The organism is Mesorhizobium sp. LCM 4577, from assembly GCF_001854795.2.
Taxonomy (GTDB): Bacteria; Pseudomonadota; Alphaproteobacteria; order Rhizobiales; family Rhizobiaceae; genus Mesorhizobium; species Mesorhizobium plurifarium.
On sequence record NZ_MDDU01000055.1, the window covers coordinates 20,781 to 37,037 of the forward strand.

Genomic DNA, 16,257 nt, shown 5'->3' on the forward strand with positions numbered 1-16,257 from the left:
CGCCGGCTAGTTTAGATGGTGACAACCATCTTGCCGGCATTGGCGAGCGGCGTCGTGATGCCGGACAGCATCGTGCGGATATGCGCCACACTCTGGTAGCGGCCGTTGACGGAGATGCGCGGCAGCGCATGCAGGAAGCAGGCATGCTCGGCGCGCAGCACGCCGTGCCGCGTGGTCACCGCCGAGGCATAACCCGCATCGCGGGCGAAGCCCACCTCGCGGCAACCGACCGCGCTGGCGTAGCCGTAAGGGTAGGCGAAATGACGCGGCTCCTCGCCGAGCTTTTCCTTGAGGATGCGACGGACGTCGCCGATCTCATGGCGCGCATCGGCTTCGGACAGCCGCTTCAAGTTGCGATGGTTGACGGTGTGCGCGCCGATGGTCACCAGCGGATGGGCGGCCATGGTGCGAAGCTCATCCCAGTTCATCAAGGTGCATGGGCGGCCCGAGCCGAATTTGAACCCATTCAAACGGGCCAGTTCGCGCAGAGCGGCGCCCTGCTCTTGCTCGGGGACTTCCACGGTCAGCCAGGCGTTCAGCCGCGCGACGGCCTGGATCTTCCTGCCCGGCGTCGAGCAATCGATCAGCGTCGGCTTGCCCGCCATCGTCAGCGTCAGGCGCGAACTGGTATCGACGATGTCCTCGATCACATCCCACCAGAGGTCGGCGGCGCCGTCGATCAAGCCGGGCGCGACGTAGATGGTGATCGGCGCCAGGTGCTTTTCCAGCACCGGCAGCGCTTCCGTCATGTTGTCGCGATAGGCATCGTCAGCGGTGATCGTGGCGAACTGACCGTCCTTGCCGCCATTCCTGATGCGTTCGATCGCTTCATCAAGGGAAACAAAGGTATAGCCCTGCCCCTTCATGTCAGCGATAAGCCTGTCGAGGAAGGCGGGAGCGATGTTCAGATGGCGATTGACGCTGTTCGGCTTCTCCGGCATCGCGGTCACGCGATGCAACATCAGGATGGCGCCGATGCCGCCGACAAACGGCCGCGCCAAGGGCGCGAGACCGGAGTAGCGGGCAAGGTTCAACGCCAGTTTCCGGATTGCCTCGCCCCCGTCGATCATTCCTTCACCTTTTGCGCCTAGGCTCATCCAAGCACGACATTCGCCTATGCGAACCCCCAAGTCGGAACCAATACGTCTTAAGGATTGAGGGATGGTTGACGCCGCCGCGTCATTTGACGGCAACCGGGTCGCGGCCAACGAGATTTCCGCGCGCTCCATGCGAGCCGATCAGGGTCGGTGGACTGCGGCCGCAAGCGACGGCGCCGGCCTTGCCGGTTACGCTCAATTCTGCGCCTCGGCGCTGTTTGCGCCGGCGCAAAGCGCATCCTGGGTAAGCAACTGGGCGACCGCGACCGGCGCCGACATGGTTGTCGCGACGATGGCCTGCGATGCTCGCCCGGCGCTGTCGCTGGCACTGGAAGTGGTGCGACACGGCCCTTTCAAGGTTGCCCGTTTCGCCGGCGGTCGGCATGCCAACGGCAATTTCGCCGCCACTGACCCGCAGTTCCTGCCCGCCATCGACGGCACGGCGATCCGCGCGATGTTCAAGGCGATCGCCAAAGCACGGCCCGATATCGACCTGATCTCGCTGGAAAGGCTGCTGCCCAACCTCGATGGCGTCGCCAACCCGCTCGCCATGCTGCCCGGCTTCCCAAGTCCAAACCTCGCTCTCGCCGTCGATCTCGACGGCGGGTTTGATGCGCTGCTGTCGCGCGCGAGCRGCAAGCGTAAGCGCAAGAAGCATCGTTCGCAGACGCGCAAGTTCGAGGCTGTGGGCACCTTCCGCCGCGTCGAGGCCCGCACCCGCGAGGAGGTCGACAGGCTGCTCGACGCTTTCCTCGATATGAAGGAAGTGCGCTTCGCCAAGATGGGCATCGCCAATGTCTTCGGCGACAGGCAGGTACGCGACTTCTTCCGGGCGCTGTTTACCGATGCGCTGGCCGAGGAAAAGCCACCCTTCCTGCTGCACGGCCTGGACGTGGCGGGCAAGCTGCGCGCGATCACCGGCTCCAGCCGCTCGGGCAAGCGGCTGATCTGCGAGTTCGGTGCCATCGCCGAGGACGACCTCGCCTTCACCAGCCCGGGCGATTTCCTGTTCTTCGACAACATCCAGGAAGCCTGCGAGCTTGGCTTCGAGGTCTACGACTTCTCGGTCGGCGACGAGCCCTACAAGCGGCTCTGGTGCGATATCGAGGTCCAGCATTTCGAAGTGCTTGCGCCGCTGACGCTAAAGGGCCGGGCGCTGGCGACAGGGCTGCGGCAAGGCGCGCGGGCGAAGGCTTTCATCAAGAACAATCCGACCGTCTGGAAGCTGACCAAGATGCTGCGTCGCAAGGCTGCCGGGCAGGCAGCACCTGTCGCGGTTGAAGACGACAGCTAGGCCTGGTCAGAGGCGCACAATCACCGCAGCGGGCGATGCCCGCAAGCGGGCCGAGACCCTGAGGGGACTCGGCGGAACCGCTCTATTTCCTACGCCGCCTGAACGATCTCGACCAATTCAACGTCGAACACAAGGTCCTTTCCGGCCAACGGATGATTGCCGTCGAGCTTGACGCTGGAATCGTCCACGCCGACGACCGTTACTTGCATGGGTCGTCCCTCGCGGGTGCGGGCCTGCAATCGGGTGCCGATATCGACGTTGATGTTGTCCGGCACGCTTGTGCGGTCGATGGTTACGACCGCCTCGGGGCGATGCGGGCCGTAGGCGGCGTCGGCGGGGACGGTGACGGTGCTTTTCGCGCCGACCTCCATGCCCTCGACATGGGTTTCGAGGCCAGGAATTACCTGTCCTTCACCCAGTGTAAACTGCAACGGTTCACTGCCGGAAGAATCGAATTGGGTCCCGTCGACCAGACGCCCAGTGTAGTTGATGCGTACGGTGTCGCCGTTCTTGGCCTGTGTCATAACAGCCATCCTTTGGGAGTTTTGAGGGACCGGCCTAGGGTTCACGGTCCCGCTCTCGACCATTCCACGCACGAAATGCGCAGCGCGAAGCACCAAAACTAGGTGCCTCGCCGCCGATGTAAAGTACAGGAGTCGTAGAGAAATGCCCGGTTCGCTCTTGCAGCTAAGAACGGCCCGGGCTGAGCCAAGTCCGATTCGCCGCGGCCCCGGCCTCCAGCCTTACGCGGCCGACCGGCGTCCGGGCAATGGATCCCCCGGTTCATGGCCGACCGGTGTGACCAGCGTGACGTCCGGATAGCCGTTCTCGATCAGCTTCACCGCGGCCTGCGTCACCTGATCGTCGGCTTCCAGCATCGACAGGAAAACTTCGGTGCCGTCGCCGACCAGGCGGCTGATGCCCTGCGCATCGGCCGGGCCGCATTCGACCACGACGAGGTCGTAGGCCGTGGTCAGCGACTGCATGATGATGGGCAGCCGGTCGGCGGCGCGCATAGCGCGGACCGGATCGGCGGTGCCGACCGGAATGACATGTGCATCCGAATAGAGATCGGGATGGATGACGTCGCTGAACTGCGCCTCGGAAGCGAGCAGATTGGTGATGCCCGGGAACAGGCTCGAGTCCAGCATCGGCCGCGACGCCGCACCCGATGCAGTGAGATCGAGCAGCAGCACGCGCAGACCGGCGTCGGATACTTCGCGCGCCACGAGCACGGCGGACGCTGCCGCCTCGTCGCCTTCCGGCGACACGAAGATCGCCCGCGCGGCGCCTGAGGCGATCAGCTTCTCAGCAGCCTTCTCGATATCGATCTCGCCGAGCCTGGATTGCCTTGGCTCGGGCACAGATTCGCTCGGCTCGGAGGCCTTCACTGCGCTTGCGCGATCCTCGGCCAGCTCGCTTTCGGTCGGTCTCGGGAGCTCCGCTTCGGCGATCGAGTGTCCAGCAGCGGCTTCCTCGTAAGGCGCGAAAGCCTGACCCTCGTCATGTGCCTCGGCGACCATCGGTTCCACCCTGGCCGCAGGCATCGCCACCTGCTCGATATCGGTGAAGCGGGCGCCGGCGGCCGGGCGCATGGCGCGGCCCGAGAACAACTCGCCAAGCAGCGTGCCGATCGCCATCAGCAACAGGGAAGCGGCTGCAGCGGCACCGGTGATCGGCCCGATCTTCGGGAAGTAAGGCTGGGACGGCACCTGGGCGCTTGCAATCAGGCTCGCCGCGACAGGCGAGTATCTGCGATCCTTGCGCGAGGCCACCGCATTGTAACTTGCCATATAGGATTCAAGCTGTTGGCGTTGAACGCTCGCGTCGCGCTGCAGGGCGTCCAGCTGCACCTGCTGCTCGCCGGCGCGCGCCGAGGCGGCCTTCAGCGTGTTGACGTCGGCAACCAGCTGATCCTCGCGCGCCTTGGCCGTCTGAGCCTGAGCCGACAGGCCCCGGATGATCTTTTGCGCCTCATTGCGAATCTGACCGTCGAGGTCGGCAAGCTGCGACTTCAGCGCACGAATACGCGGATGGTTGTCGAGCAAGGTCGTGGAAAGGTCGGCAATGTTGGCCCTGAGCTCCACCTGGCGCTCGCGCAGGCGCTGGATCAGCTCCGAGGACAGGACCTCCGGCACGCTGTCCAGTGAACCGCCATTCTGCAGCGCCCGGCGCACGCTCTCGGCGCTCGCCTCGGCGGCGGCGCGGCTGGCGCGCACGCGCGACAACTCGCTTGATAGTTCCGCGAGCTGCTGAGTCGGCAGTACCGCATTGTTGCCGCCCATCAGAAGGTCGGACTGGGCACGGAAGGCCGCGACCTTCGCCTCGGCGTCCTTCACGCGATTCTGCAGGTCGGCGATTTCCGGCGCCAGGAAGTCGGTGGCGGCGGCGTTCGATTCTAGCTTGGCGTCGCCCTTCGAGGCGATATAGGCGTTGGCGATGCCGTTCGCGATGTCAGCGGCAAGCTTGGGATCCTTCGAGGCGAACTCGATGGCGATCGCACGCGTCTTTTCAACGGCATAGACATTGAGCTTGTCGTGCATGGCGTTCAGCACGCGCTCTTCCGGCGGAATATCGAAGGGATCGCTTTTCAAGCCGACAAGAACGAGCATGCGTCCGAGCGCCGACATCTTCAGCGTTTCGTCGAACTCCGGCAGCTTGTCCAGATTAAGCTTGGCCGCCACCTGCTTGAGGATGTCGGGCGAGGAAATGATCTGGACCTGGGTGGCGACGCCCTGTTCGTCGAGAATCGGCTTCTCGTCGTCATTGGTGCCCGGCGGCCGGGTGTATTCCGATTCGCGCGAGCCGATCTCCAACTTGGCCGTCGCCTTATAATAAGGCGTCGCGAGCCAGGCCAAAGCGAAGGCGAGACCGGTGACCGCGAGGGTCACGAGAACAATACGCAGCCAGTTTCGCGCCAGGCTGGCGAAAAGCTGTCTCAGGTCGACATCGACATCAGCGGCCGCGGACTGAACGGACATGCATCCTGCTCCGAACTTTGAGTCGAGGATGGACCGTAAACAACTATGGTAACTCACCCGTTAAGATCAGAACGCATGCTTATTAGAGAACACTCAAAGAAGATTGCTCGAAAGCAATAGAACAATTGGTTTTTTGCCGATCGACGCGGTCCCGGACCATGCTCCTTTACCGCCCATTAACCCTAACAGGATGATAACGGTCGCACTTTCCTGGGGTTGTGCCGCGGCTTGCGGCAAGAGCGATGAAGGTTCCTGGCCGGTCATGAAAAGCACTGCTTCCCTCTTTCGCGCTTTGCTTGCCCTGTCGCTGCTCACCGGTTGCTCGAGCTACCGCCCGACGCCCGCCGCCTTTCACGAGGTGCTCGACCAGCCCTACCGGCTCGGCGCCGGCGACCGTGTCCGTGTCACGGTGTTCGAGCAGGACGGATTGACCAACACTTACAGCGTGGACCAGTCCGGCTATCTTTCCTTCCCGCTGGTCGGCGCGGTGCCGGCGCGCGGCCATACTGCGCAGCAGCTGGAAAAGGAGATCGCCGACAAATTGCGCCAAGGCTATCTGCGCGACCCCGATGTTTCGGTCGAAATCGACCGCTACCGGCCGATCTTCGTCATGGGCGAAGTGGGCGCTGCCGGCCAGTATTCCTATGTGCCGGGACTCACGGTGCAAAAGGCGGTCGCCATTGCCGGCGGTTTCACGCCGCGCGCCAATCAGGAGAGCGTCGACATCACCCGCGACATCAACGGCAAGGTGATGACCGGACGGGTGCTGACATCCGATCCGCTCCTGCCCGGCGACACCGTCTACGTCCGCGAACGCCTGTTCTGAAAATCCGTCGTGGCGGTGAATCTCAGGATCGTCCACTGCTTCCGCTCACCTGTCGGAGGAATCTTCCGGCACGTGCGCGACCTGACCGAGGCGCAGGTCGCCGCCGGCCATGCGGTGGGCATCGTCTGCGACTCGACGACCGGCGGCGACTACGAGGAGCGGCTGTTCGAGGCGATGAAGGACAGCCTCGCGCTCGGCATCCATCGCACGCCGATGCAGCGTCATGTCGGGCCGGGCGACCTCGCCTCGGCCTGGCGCACCTATCGAATCATCAAGGAATTGCGGCCGGACGTGCTGCATGGGCATGGCGCCAAGGGTGGCGCCTATGCCCGGCTGTTCGGCTCACTGTTGCGGGTTTCAAGGTCTCGCGTGGCCCGCCTTTATTCGCCGCATGGCGGCTCCCTCCACTATGACGAAACGACGGCGACGGGAAAGCTGTTCTTCGGCCTGGAGCGCTTCATGGCGCGCTTCACCGACTGCCTGCTGTTCGTTTCCGACTATGAGCGCAACACCTATCGCCGCAAGGTCGGCGAGCCGCCCATACCCAACACGCTTGTCTACAACGGCCTGCGCGCAGCCGAATTCGAACCGGTGACGACGGCGGCGAATGCCGCCGATTTTCTATACATCGGCATGATGCGCGACCTGAAAGGCCCGGATATCTTCATCGACGCCCTGGCCTTGGCCGGCAGCGCGTTGGGCCGTCCGTTGAGCGCCGTGATGGTGGGCGACGGCGACGACCTGCCGCGCTACCACGCGCAAGTGGAGCGACTCGGCCTGAAGAGTCACGTCCGATTCCTGCCGCCCATGCCGGCGAGACAAGCTTTCGCTCTGGCCGGGTTGATCGTTGTGCCGTCCCGGGCGGAGGCGATGCCCTATATCGTGCTCGAGGCTTTGGCCGCCGGCATGCCGATGATCGCGACCGCGGTCGGCGGCATTCCGGAAATCTTCGGCGACGGCTCCCCTGCCCTGATCCGGCCGGATCCCGCGCAGCTCGCAGGCAAAATGGAAACAGTGTTCGGCGACCGCGACACGTACCGCAAGGCGATGCCGCAGACGGACGAGCTCAAGGCCCGGTTCGGAGCCGATGTGATGGCGGCCGAGATCGAGAAGGCCTATTTCGCCGCGCTGAACAAATAGCTGCGGCCGGCCCGACAGCTTCAAAACCACCGGTTGTTTCAAGTCTTTCTTAGCTCTCTTTTGCTATGCAGTTTCGCGAAGCTCGCGGACAGTTCCCATGAATGAGATCGACCCCGCGCGCCGCTTTTCCATGGATGCGGTGCGCAATTACGATGCTCCCGCCGATGGCGGCAAGCCGGGCGGCATCAACGATGTGGCGCGCCAGGTCGCCTCGCAATACCGGCGCGATACGATGTCGCCGATCATGGTCAGCGGCGTGCTGCGCATGGTCGAGTTCGCGGTGCTCTTCCTGTCGGGGCTCGGCGTCTATTTCTACTATGTCGGCTTCTTCAGCTATCTGGCCTGGCAATATCCGCTGGCAATCGCGGCGACGTCGTTCCTGGCCGTGGTGCTGCTCGACGTCACCGACAGCTACCAGATCGCGGCGCTGATGCGCCCGCTTGCCAATTTCGGCCGGGTGCTGCTTGTCTGGGCCGGCAGTTTCGCGCTGATGGCGCTCACCGCCTTCGCCATCAAGGCGTCGGAAGACTATTCGCGGCTGCTGTTCGGCACCTGGTTCGTGGTCGGTTTCGTGCTGATCTTCGGCCTGAGACTGGTGATGTCCAGGCTCATTCGCCGCTGGGCGCGCGACGGCCGTATGGAGCGCCGCGCCCTCATCGTCGGCGGCGGCAAGGCGGCCGAGCAGTTGATCCGCTCGGTCGAGAAGCAGCCTTACAACGACATCCGCATCTGCGGCATCTTCGACGACCGCAACGACAAGCGCTCGCCGCCGATCGTCGCCGGCTATCCGAAGCTCGGCACGATCTCGGAGCTCATCGAATTCGCCCGCATCGCGCGCATCGACATGCTGATCGTGTCGCTGCCGCTCACCGCCGAATCGCGCGTCTTGCAGCTTCTGAAGAAGCTCTGGGTGCTGCCGGTCGACATCCGGCTCTCGGCGCATTCGAACGCGCTGCAGTTCCGGCCGCGCGCCTACTCCTATATCGGCTCCGTGCCGATGCTCGACATCTTCGACAAGCCGATCAACGACTGGGACTCGGTCGCCAAGCGCGCCTTCGACATCGTCTTCTCGCTTGTCGGCATCATCGTCTTCTCGCCGGTGATGCTTGCCACGGCGATCGCCATCAAGCTCGACAGCAAGGGGCCGGTGCTGTTCAAGCAGAAGCGGCACGGCTTCAACAACGAGATCATCGAGGTCTACAAGTTCCGCTCGATGTATGCCGACCGGTCCGACCCGACCGCCAAGCAGACGGTGACCAAGAACGATCCGCGCGTCACCCGCGTCGGCCGTTTCATCCGCAAGACCTCGATCGACGAGCTGCCGCAGTTCTTCAACTCGCTCTTCGGCTCTCTGTCGCTGGTCGGGCCGCGCCCGCATGCGATCGCCGCGCAGTCGCACAATCTGCTCTACAACGAGGTGGTCGACGGCTATTTCGCGCGCCACAAGGTCAAGCCGGGCGTCACCGGCTGGGCGCAGATCAACGGATGGCGCGGCGAGATGGACACCAATGAAAAGATCCGCATGCGCACCGAATACGACCTCTATTACATCGAGAACTGGTCGATGCTGTTCGACCTGCGCATCCTGTTCCTGACGCCGGTCCGCCTGCTCAACACGGAAAATGCCTATTGAGCGCCATCGCCCATGAGCTGCCGCCGCAGGCGATCAACGCCAAGCTGATTTCGCTGATCGCATCGGCGGCGATCGGCGTCGGCATCCTGCTCTCCGGCTTCGTCATCAGCGAGCCCGCGCCTTACGAGATCTACATGGCCGGCCTGATCGCGGTGTKGGCGCTGTTCGGGCTGCGGATCTCGCGCGCGATCGTGCCCTTGCTGGTGCTTCTGGTGGCGATGAACATCGGCGGCATGATCGCCATGACGCAGATGGCGGATCTCGCCAACACGCCGCTCTACCTCGCCGTCTCGCTGTTCCTCGCCTTCAGCGCGGTGTTCTTCGCCTCCGTGACCTCGGTCCAGCCCAGCCTCTACCGGCTGATCTTCATCGCCTATGTCGTGTCTGCGGTGGCGACGTCGCTGCTCGGCATCGCCGGCTACTTCCATGCCTTTCCCGGCGCGGAAATGTTCACCAAATACGACCGCGCGGCCGGCGCCTTCCAGGACCCGAACGTGTTCGGGCCATTCCTCGTGCTGCCCGGCACCTACCTGCTCTACCTGCTGCTCACCGGCCCGGTGTCGCGCATGCCGCTGCTTGCGGTGCCGCTGCTCATCATCACCGCCGGCATCTTCTTCTCCTTCTCGCGCGGCGCCTGGGGCATGTTCGCGGTGTCGGCGGTGCTGCTTACCGCGTGCCTGTTCCTGCAGAGCGCCAGCGGCAGGTTCCGGCTGCGGGTGGTGGTGATGACGATCGCGGCCGTGGCGCTACTGGTCATCGCTTTCCTGATCATCCTGCAACTGCCCGGCGTGTCGGACATGTTCACGCAGCGCGCGCAGCTCGAGCAGAGCTACGATTCGGCTCGGCTCGGCCGATTCGCCCGCTACACGATCGGCTTCCAGCTTGCGATGGAGCATCCGCTCGGTATCGGCCCGCTGGTGTTCGGCACGATCTATGGCGAGGATACCCACGATATCTGGCTGAAGGCGCTGATGGATTACGGCTGGCTGGGTTTCGTGTCGTTCCTGACGCTGACCTTATGGACGATCGGCGCCGGCTTCCGCATCCTTTTGCGCGACCGGCCATGGCAGCCTTATCTTCTGTGCGCCTATGTCGCCTATCTCGGCAATATCGGCCTCGGCACCTTCATCGACATCGACCACTGGCGTCATCTCTACCTGCTGCTCGGCCTAGTCTGGGGCGCGATCGCGCTGGAGTACCGGCACCAGCGGGAATTGCGGCTGGCGAGGCCGGCATCCGCCCTTGCGATTTCACCTGCGCGATAGCCACCGAATTCGGTTGACCCGCACCGCCTTATCACGATACATCGCCACCCGGTCCGGAGTGTAGCGCAGCCCGGTAGCGCACTTGACTGGGGGTCAAGGGGTCGTCGGTTCGAATCCGGCCACTCCGACCATTCTAACCCTTGAAATCCCCATGAACGCCGCCTGCGCGTGCTCGACAGTGTTATCCCAGCGGACGATCCGTCAGTAGGGCGCGATGACGCCGTTGCGCACGAGAATGTCCCTGACCTGGCGATCCTGGGGTTCACTTGTCACGCCTGACACGGTTCTTGCGATGGCATCGGCCTCACGGATCAATTGGCAGGCAAATTCGGCGCGAAAATTGCCATTGTACCTCGCCGTCGCAATGCTCACCTCAACGATCTCCCACCAAACCCGATCCGGAATTCGGGTCAGGTCAACCCCTCGTTTCTTCACTGCCTTCTTCAGGAAACGTCGGCCGGACGGACCGTCCAAGGGCATGCCAATCGAATTGCCGAGGACGCCAAGGTAACCCGCCGCCATCAGCGCAAGTCCGCAGCAACAGATCCAGATCACTGCGGTCACTGCTTCCGTCTCCGCGCTCAGCCGATCGTCAAATTCAAGCCCCATGCGCGGCCAGCATGCGGCGCGCGCTTTCCTCGTCGGTGATTAGGATGGTCGGCGCGATCAGGTGCATGGCGCCGAGCAGCGCGTCGGTCTTCTCCTCGCCGCCGGAGGTGAGGATGCGGATCGGCGCCTTGCGCAGGCGGTCGACATCCACCGACATCACGTGGCTGTTGACGGGATGGTCGACCAGATCGCCGTTGCGGTCGTAGAAATGGAACAGAAGGTCGCCGACGGCGCCGCGCGCCAGCAGGGCCTCGCGGTCCGCTTCCTTGAGGAAGCCACCGCGCGAGAAGGTGGTGGCCGAAGCGATACCGCCGACGCTCAGCAGGACCGCATCGAGCGCGTCGGCCATTGCAAAAATCTCCTGCAGGCCGCAGCGTTCCACCAGCGCGATCTTGGTCTCGACGCTGTCGACGACGGCCGGCGTCGGCATCAGATAGCCGTCTCCCTGGAAGATCTGGGCGAAGCGCCAGGCGAACTCGGCCGGATTGACCCGCCGCGCGACGCCGACGCCGCCAAGCAGCGAGATCACGCTGAAATCGGTGAGCGACTTGGCGCTGATGAAGGGCAAGGTGTTGAACAGTGTCACGCCCCAGCCGACGCCGACCCGCATGCCGGATTTCATCGCGTCGGACAGGAACATGCCGGTCTTGGCGGCGATCGCCGGGATCGGATCGGCCTTGGGGTCGGTGAGCGGCGCCACCAGCGCCTGCTGCAGGCCGAAGGTCCGTTCGAGCGCGCGCTCCAGCCGCACGATCTCCAAAAGCTCGCTCTCGATGGTGATCTTCACCTCGTTGCGCGCCCTCGCCTCCGCCAGCATGCGCACGATGGTGACGCGGCCGACGCCGAGCACGTCGGCGATCTCGTTTTGCGTCATCTGTTCGACGAAATACATCCAGGCGGCGCGGATCCTGAGGCGGTCGGTCCGGCTTTCGCTGACGACCTGCTCGGATGCCTCGCCCGCCGCCCTGCCGTTTTCTGGTTCGCCCTGCCGTCGCCTGCCCAAGTTCCCCTCCAACTCCGGCGACGACACCGTCCCGCCGATTCTGCATGCTGGTTAAATATCGTCTATTGATCTACCAATCGAGACGAACAATCTAGAGAGGGCGACTGGCGCCCCAAGCCGTGAGCGGCTTCAGCATTTCGAGGCAATTGGCGATGCTGCGACAAATCTCCGAGGATGTCCGCGCCAACCTGAAGGATCGGCTTCGGGAACTGCGCGACGCGATCCGCCAAGGCCGTCACGACAGCGCCGGCGATACCTCGCACGACATCACCGGCAATTTGCCGCCCTTTCCGGGCCGCAGCCTGCTCGGCCATGCCGCGAGCGCTGTCGACGAGGCGCTGACGATCGCCGAATCCTTCGTTCCGCATTCCCGGCCGCTCAAGGTCGACGGCACGACCGTGAAAAGCCTGCGGGCCTATTTCCCGCAAGGCGATGAGGACCGGCAGATCGGCGGCGAACGTCAGTTCAGGCGTGATATGTATTACCTGACCCGGGCGGTTCTCGCGGGCTACGGCATCGACAATCCCCGTGTTCATGAGGCGAGTTTTTCCGCCGTGCATGTCGCGATGCGCAAGCGCCACGCGGATCTTCTGGCCGGCGCGACGGCGGACGCGGCATCCACCGATCAGGTCGCGGCGGCCTGCGCGGCTCTCCTCGTCGAATGCCTCAACCATCGTCCGGTCCAGCCTGGCGAGATCGGGACAGGCCCGGCGATCGCCGGCGACCGGTCGCTCGACATCAGGTGCCTTGCGCCCGTGGTGCTTGCCTGCGGACTGGCGACCAAGGCGCACGGCACGCCCGAGCCCGATATTCTCGAGATCGCCGTGCTGGCGGCCGAAGTGCGGGAAGATCGCATCAGGCAGGCCTGTGCCCATGCGAATGCGGTCCAGGAGTTGACACCGGTTCTCGCCACGCTGCTCGCGCATCTGACGTAACCGCCGCGTGGGATCCGCTATCGCTCGGCCGCCATGGCCGCGATGGTCTTCTTGGCGCGCTGGATCGAGGCCGGGCTCATGCTGAGCTCGGTCAGGCCCATCTTCACGAAGGTCGGGATCAGGTCCGGCCGGCCGGCGGCCTCGCCGCACATGCCCACCATGATGCCGGCGGCGACACCCGCCTTGGCGGTCAGCTCGATCGCCGACATCACCGCCGGATTGGTGACGTCGTTGAGCTTGGCGACCGTTGGGTTGAGGCGGTCGGCGGCCATGATGTACTGGGTCAGGTCGTTGGTGCCGATCGAGAAGAACGCCACCTCCTTTGCCAAAGCCGGCGCGATCAGAACGGCGGCGGGCGTCTCGATCATCACGCCGAGTTCGAAGCTCGCATACGGCACACCCTCCGCCTTCAATTCAGCCGCGCATTCGTCGACCAGCGCGCGGGTGCGCGTGACCTCGGCGATCTCCGAAACCATCGGCAGCATCACCTTGATGTTGCCGTGCACGGCGGCCCTGAGCAGCGCCCGCAGCTGGCGCTTGAAGATGTCGGGACGATCCAGGCACATGCGGATGCCGCGCCAGCCGAGGAAAGGATTTTCCTCGTCGGGGAATTCGATGCCGGCGATCGGCTTGTCGCCGCCGATGTCGAGCGTGCGCACGATGACCGAATGCGGTGCGAAAGCCTTGGCCAGCGCGCTGTAGGTCTCGGCCTGCATGTCCTCCGACGGCAGGTGCATGTGGCGCATGAAGAGCAGTTCGGTGCGGAACAGGCCGACGCCCATGGCGCCGGCTTCCTGCGCCGCCTCGATCTCCTCCAGCGAGCCGATATTGGCGGCGACCTCGATCACCGTGCCGTCGGCGCGGGTAGGCGTCACGCCCTTGAACACTTTCAGCCCGGCGCGCTCCTTCGCGGCGGCTTCGACACGCCGGGTGAAGTCGGCGCGCACCGTCTCATCCGGATCGGCGATCACATGGCCGGCATTGCCGTCGATTGCTACCTGACTGGCGGCGCGCAGTTCGTTGACCTTGTCGCCGAGACCCAGCACGGCCGGGATGCCGTGCGAGCGGGCGATGATGGCGATGTGCGAGGTGGCGCCGCCATGGCCGCAGACCACGCCACCGATGCGCTTCAGGGGGGCGCGCGCAAGGTCCCAGGCGCCGATGTCGTCGGCGATCAGGATCGCGCCTTGCGGTATGGTTTCCAGGCTGACCTCGTCCTGGCCGAGCAGCACCAGGCAGATCTGCCGGCCGACGGCATGGACGTCGTCGGCGCGGGCGTTGAGATAGTGGTCGTCGACGGCGCTGAAATCGGCGGCGATGGTGGCCGCGGCCGCGATGACCGCCGAGACCGCGTCGTCACCGCCTTTGATCAGCCTTTCGACTTCGCCGGTCAGACTGTCGTCGGCGGCGATGTCGCGCAGTGCCGCGACGATGCCACGGTCGCCGGCGGAGAGATTGTTCTCGGCAAGCGTGCGATCCATGCGCGCCTGGACGCTGGCGACGGCGCCGCGGAAGCGCTCGATCTCATCTTCGATCTCGTCGCCCTGCAGGCGCCTGCCCGGTCCCTCGATCTCCGGCGGGAAATGGGCGAAGGCCGGCCCGATCGCCACACCCTCGCTGGCGGCGACGCCTTGAAGTTTGGGGGGGCCATCCACCGCCGCGGCGGCAGGCGGCGCGGCCTCGGGAGCGGGCGTCGCGGCCGCGGTTTCCGAACCAGCCTCACCGGCCTCGCCCTCGTCATCGAGGCCGGCGCGCGGGTTCTCGAGATAGCCGATCAGCGCCTCAATTGCCTCGATCGCGTCGGCGCCGTTGGCGCGCACTGTGACTTCCTGATTCTCCTTGACCGCCAAGAGCATCAGCTTGACCGAGCTCTTGGCGCTGACCGCCTTGCCGTCCTTGACCAGCTCGACGTCGGATTCGAAACCCTTGGCAAGTTTCACGAACCGCGTGGCGGGACGGGCGTGCAAACCTTCGTGCACTCTGACGATGGTCGAGCGTTCCATGGCAATACTCTAGGTTTGGGCGCTATCGACAGACAGCGCGGATATTATCAGGCGGCGATGGTGATGACAGCGCCTGGGGTCAGGGCCGCCACGAGCGCGCCTGTGTCTACCTCGGATGCGCAGACTTCGCCGGGCCTTTCGGCCTCGGACGCTCCGTTGAAGGAGATCACGACATGGCCCATCTCGCGCACCTTGCTCCAGGCCGTGGAGCCGACCGCCGTTATCGTCGCCGAAACCGGGCCGAGCGTGATCGAAGCACCCTTTTGCGGCGCGGCGTCGCTGGGTCCCTGCTCGGTCAGGTGAAGCACGGAAACCTCGGCCAGTTCGGGAGGCGAGCCGTCCGCGAAAAGGATGACCACGCCGCCCTCGGCGAGGTCCGCCACTTCGGGTCCGATAGCTGTGACCCGTGTCTTGAGAAGAACCGACATATGGCGAACCTCGTTTTTTACCAGTGATTTAGAACACGATCAGGGAGACGACCCATGCGATCAGCACGGAGACCGGGCCCATGATCTGGCGGCTGATGAGCACCGCCGGCACACCGATTTCAATCGTCTTCGGCTTGGCCTCACCGAGCGCCAGACCGACGGGGACGAAATCGCAACCCACCTGGGTGTTGTAGGCAAACAGCGCCGGCAGCGCCATTGCGGGCGAGATGGTGCCGTTGGCGATCTGCGGGCCGATGATGGCGACGCCGATCACCTGCGCGATGACCGCGCCCGGTCCCAGGATGGGCGACAGGAACGGCAGGCCGCAGATGGCCGAGATGACCAGCAGGCCGACGATGTTGTTGGCCAGCGGACCCATCGGCTGCGCCAGCACGTCGCCGATGCCGGTATAGAGGATCAGGCCGATCAGCATGGTCACGAAGGCCATGAAGGGCAGCACGTTGCGGACGACCTGATCGATGGTGCGGCGGCCGGAATTGAAGAAGATGCCGACGACACGCCCCATGACGCGGCCGATGGAGCTGATCAGGCCGATAAGCCCGCCTTCGCTGGGCATCGGCTCGGCCGCCCTGGCAGTGGTGTCGTTGCTTGAACTCATCGATGCTGCTCCCCCCGCAGTGGTGACCGCTTCGGATCCGTCCGCCATTGTGACGTTGGCCGGCTTCACGCCCGAAACGTAGATGTCTTCCGTGATGAACTGGGCGAGCGGACCCGCCTGGCCGACCGGCGTCAGGTTGACGGTCGGGATACGCTTGCGCGGATAGACGCCGCAGCGCGCCGTGCCGCCGCAGTCGACTACGACGACCGCCATCTCGCTTTCGATCGGCGGCGACTTGAAGCCGTCGACGGCCTGAGCCCCGGTCATGTCGGCGATGAGCTGAGCCACCGGATGGATGCCGCCGCCGGTCACCGACACGACCTTGTTGCGCTGCTCGGTCGGCTCGATGACCAGAGGGCCGCCCCAACCGGTGGAGCCCTTCGAGATCTTTACTGCCTTGTATGTCTTGGCCATGGTGTCCTCC

General features: G+C 64.6%; 15 protein-coding genes and 1 tRNA gene. 7 read left to right on the forward strand and 9 right to left on the reverse strand.

All coding sequences use genetic code 11. The annotated features are described in order from the left end of the window. Positions 1-11: 11 nt before the first annotated feature. Positions 12-1,070 (reverse strand): polysaccharide deacetylase family protein, encoded by a 1,059-nt coding sequence (locus tag LCM4577_RS31945; RefSeq protein WP_041008523.1) that lies wholly within the window; start codon positions 1,068-1,070, stop codon positions 12-14. Positions 1,071-1,161: 91 nt separating this feature from the next. On the opposite strand from LCM4577_RS31945, the gene LCM4577_RS31950 reads away from it, so the two are divergent. Next, positions 1,162-2,391, forward strand: coding sequence for a GNAT family N-acetyltransferase (locus LCM4577_RS31950; RefSeq protein WP_071074725.1), 1,230 nt, complete (start codon positions 1,162-1,164; stop codon positions 2,389-2,391). A gap of 89 nt (positions 2,392-2,480) precedes the next feature. Here LCM4577_RS31950 and LCM4577_RS31955 read toward each other — a convergent pair whose 3' ends face one another. The 3 genes from LCM4577_RS31955 to LCM4577_RS31965 form a co-directional block, all read right to left on the reverse strand. Then, positions 2,481-2,915, reverse strand: a complete 435-nt coding sequence (locus LCM4577_RS31955; protein WP_041008622.1) for a peptidylprolyl isomerase — start codon at positions 2,913-2,915, stop codon at positions 2,481-2,483. Between the two features lie 219 nt (positions 2,916-3,134). Continuing rightward, a complete protein-coding gene (locus tag LCM4577_RS31960; protein WP_071074726.1) occupies positions 3,135-5,372 on the reverse strand; it encodes an exopolysaccharide transport family protein in 2,238 nt (745 codons plus the stop codon). A gap of 93 nt (positions 5,373-5,465) precedes the next feature. Further along, on the reverse strand, positions 5,466-5,636 hold the full coding sequence (locus tag LCM4577_RS31965) for a hypothetical protein (RefSeq protein WP_157900522.1): 171 nt from the start codon (positions 5,634-5,636) through the stop codon (positions 5,466-5,468). Between LCM4577_RS31965 and LCM4577_RS31970 the strand changes: the two genes are divergently transcribed. The 5 genes from LCM4577_RS31970 to LCM4577_RS31990 all read left to right on the forward strand — a co-directional run bounded on the left by LCM4577_RS31970 (position 5,635) and on the right by LCM4577_RS31990 (position 10,367). Continuing rightward, a complete protein-coding gene (locus LCM4577_RS31970; protein ID WP_040983193.1) occupies positions 5,635-6,198 on the forward strand; it encodes a polysaccharide biosynthesis/export family protein in 564 nt (187 codons plus the stop codon). The genes LCM4577_RS31965 and LCM4577_RS31970 overlap by 2 nt on opposite strands. A 9-nt stretch (positions 6,199-6,207) precedes the next feature. Further along, positions 6,208-7,338 carry a glycosyltransferase gene (locus LCM4577_RS31975; RefSeq protein ID WP_071036276.1) on the forward strand — a complete coding sequence of 377 codons (1,131 nt, stop codon included), beginning with the start codon at positions 6,208-6,210 and terminating at the stop codon, positions 7,336-7,338. 97 nt (positions 7,339-7,435) lie between these two features. Further along, complete coding sequence (locus LCM4577_RS31980; RefSeq protein ID WP_071074727.1) at positions 7,436-8,971, forward strand: undecaprenyl-phosphate glucose phosphotransferase; 1,536 nt, start codon at positions 7,436-7,438, stop codon at positions 8,969-8,971. Continuing rightward, positions 8,968-10,236 carry an O-antigen ligase gene (locus LCM4577_RS31985; protein WP_071074728.1) on the forward strand — a complete coding sequence of 423 codons (1,269 nt, stop codon included), beginning with the start codon at positions 8,968-8,970 and terminating at the stop codon, positions 10,234-10,236. The genes LCM4577_RS31980 and LCM4577_RS31985 overlap by 4 nt, the downstream gene beginning before the upstream one ends. A 54-nt stretch (positions 10,237-10,290) precedes the next feature. Next, positions 10,291-10,367: transfer RNA gene (locus LCM4577_RS31990), tRNA-Pro, on the forward strand. 70 nt (positions 10,368-10,437) lie between these two features. Here LCM4577_RS31990 and LCM4577_RS31995 read toward each other — a convergent pair. Together LCM4577_RS31995 and LCM4577_RS32000 are read right to left on the reverse strand one after the other, a co-directional pair. Next, positions 10,438-10,800, reverse strand: a complete 363-nt coding sequence (locus LCM4577_RS31995) for a hypothetical protein (protein ID WP_131803550.1) — start codon at positions 10,798-10,800, stop codon at positions 10,438-10,440. A 34-nt stretch (positions 10,801-10,834) separates the two neighbouring features. Further along, positions 10,835-11,848 (reverse strand): sugar-binding transcriptional regulator, encoded by a 1,014-nt coding sequence (locus tag LCM4577_RS32000; RefSeq protein WP_071074729.1) that lies wholly within the window; start codon positions 11,846-11,848, stop codon positions 10,835-10,837. 152 nt (positions 11,849-12,000) lie between these two features. On the opposite strand from LCM4577_RS32000, the gene LCM4577_RS32005 reads away from it, so the two are divergent. Further along, complete coding sequence (locus LCM4577_RS32005; protein WP_041008509.1) at positions 12,001-12,783, forward strand: hypothetical protein; 783 nt, start codon at positions 12,001-12,003, stop codon at positions 12,781-12,783. A 17-nt stretch (positions 12,784-12,800) separates the two neighbouring features. Here the strand turns inward: LCM4577_RS32005 and ptsP are convergent, their stop codons facing one another. From ptsP to LCM4577_RS32020, 3 genes are read right to left on the reverse strand one after another with little or no spacing between them, the layout of a single operon-like run. Continuing rightward, entirely contained in the window at positions 12,801-14,786 is a 1,986-nt protein-coding gene (ptsP, locus tag LCM4577_RS32010) for a phosphoenolpyruvate--protein phosphotransferase (RefSeq protein ID WP_071074730.1), read from the reverse strand. Positions 14,787-14,833: 47 nt separating this feature from the next. Continuing rightward, entirely contained in the window at positions 14,834-15,214 is a 381-nt protein-coding gene (locus LCM4577_RS32015) for a PTS glucitol/sorbitol transporter subunit IIA (RefSeq protein ID WP_040983208.1), read from the reverse strand. A 28-nt stretch (positions 15,215-15,242) separates the two neighbouring features. Continuing rightward, complete coding sequence (locus tag LCM4577_RS32020; RefSeq protein WP_071074731.1) at positions 15,243-16,247, reverse strand: PTS glucitol/sorbitol transporter subunit IIB; 1,005 nt, start codon at positions 16,245-16,247, stop codon at positions 15,243-15,245. Between the last annotated feature and the right edge of the window lie 10 nt (positions 16,248-16,257).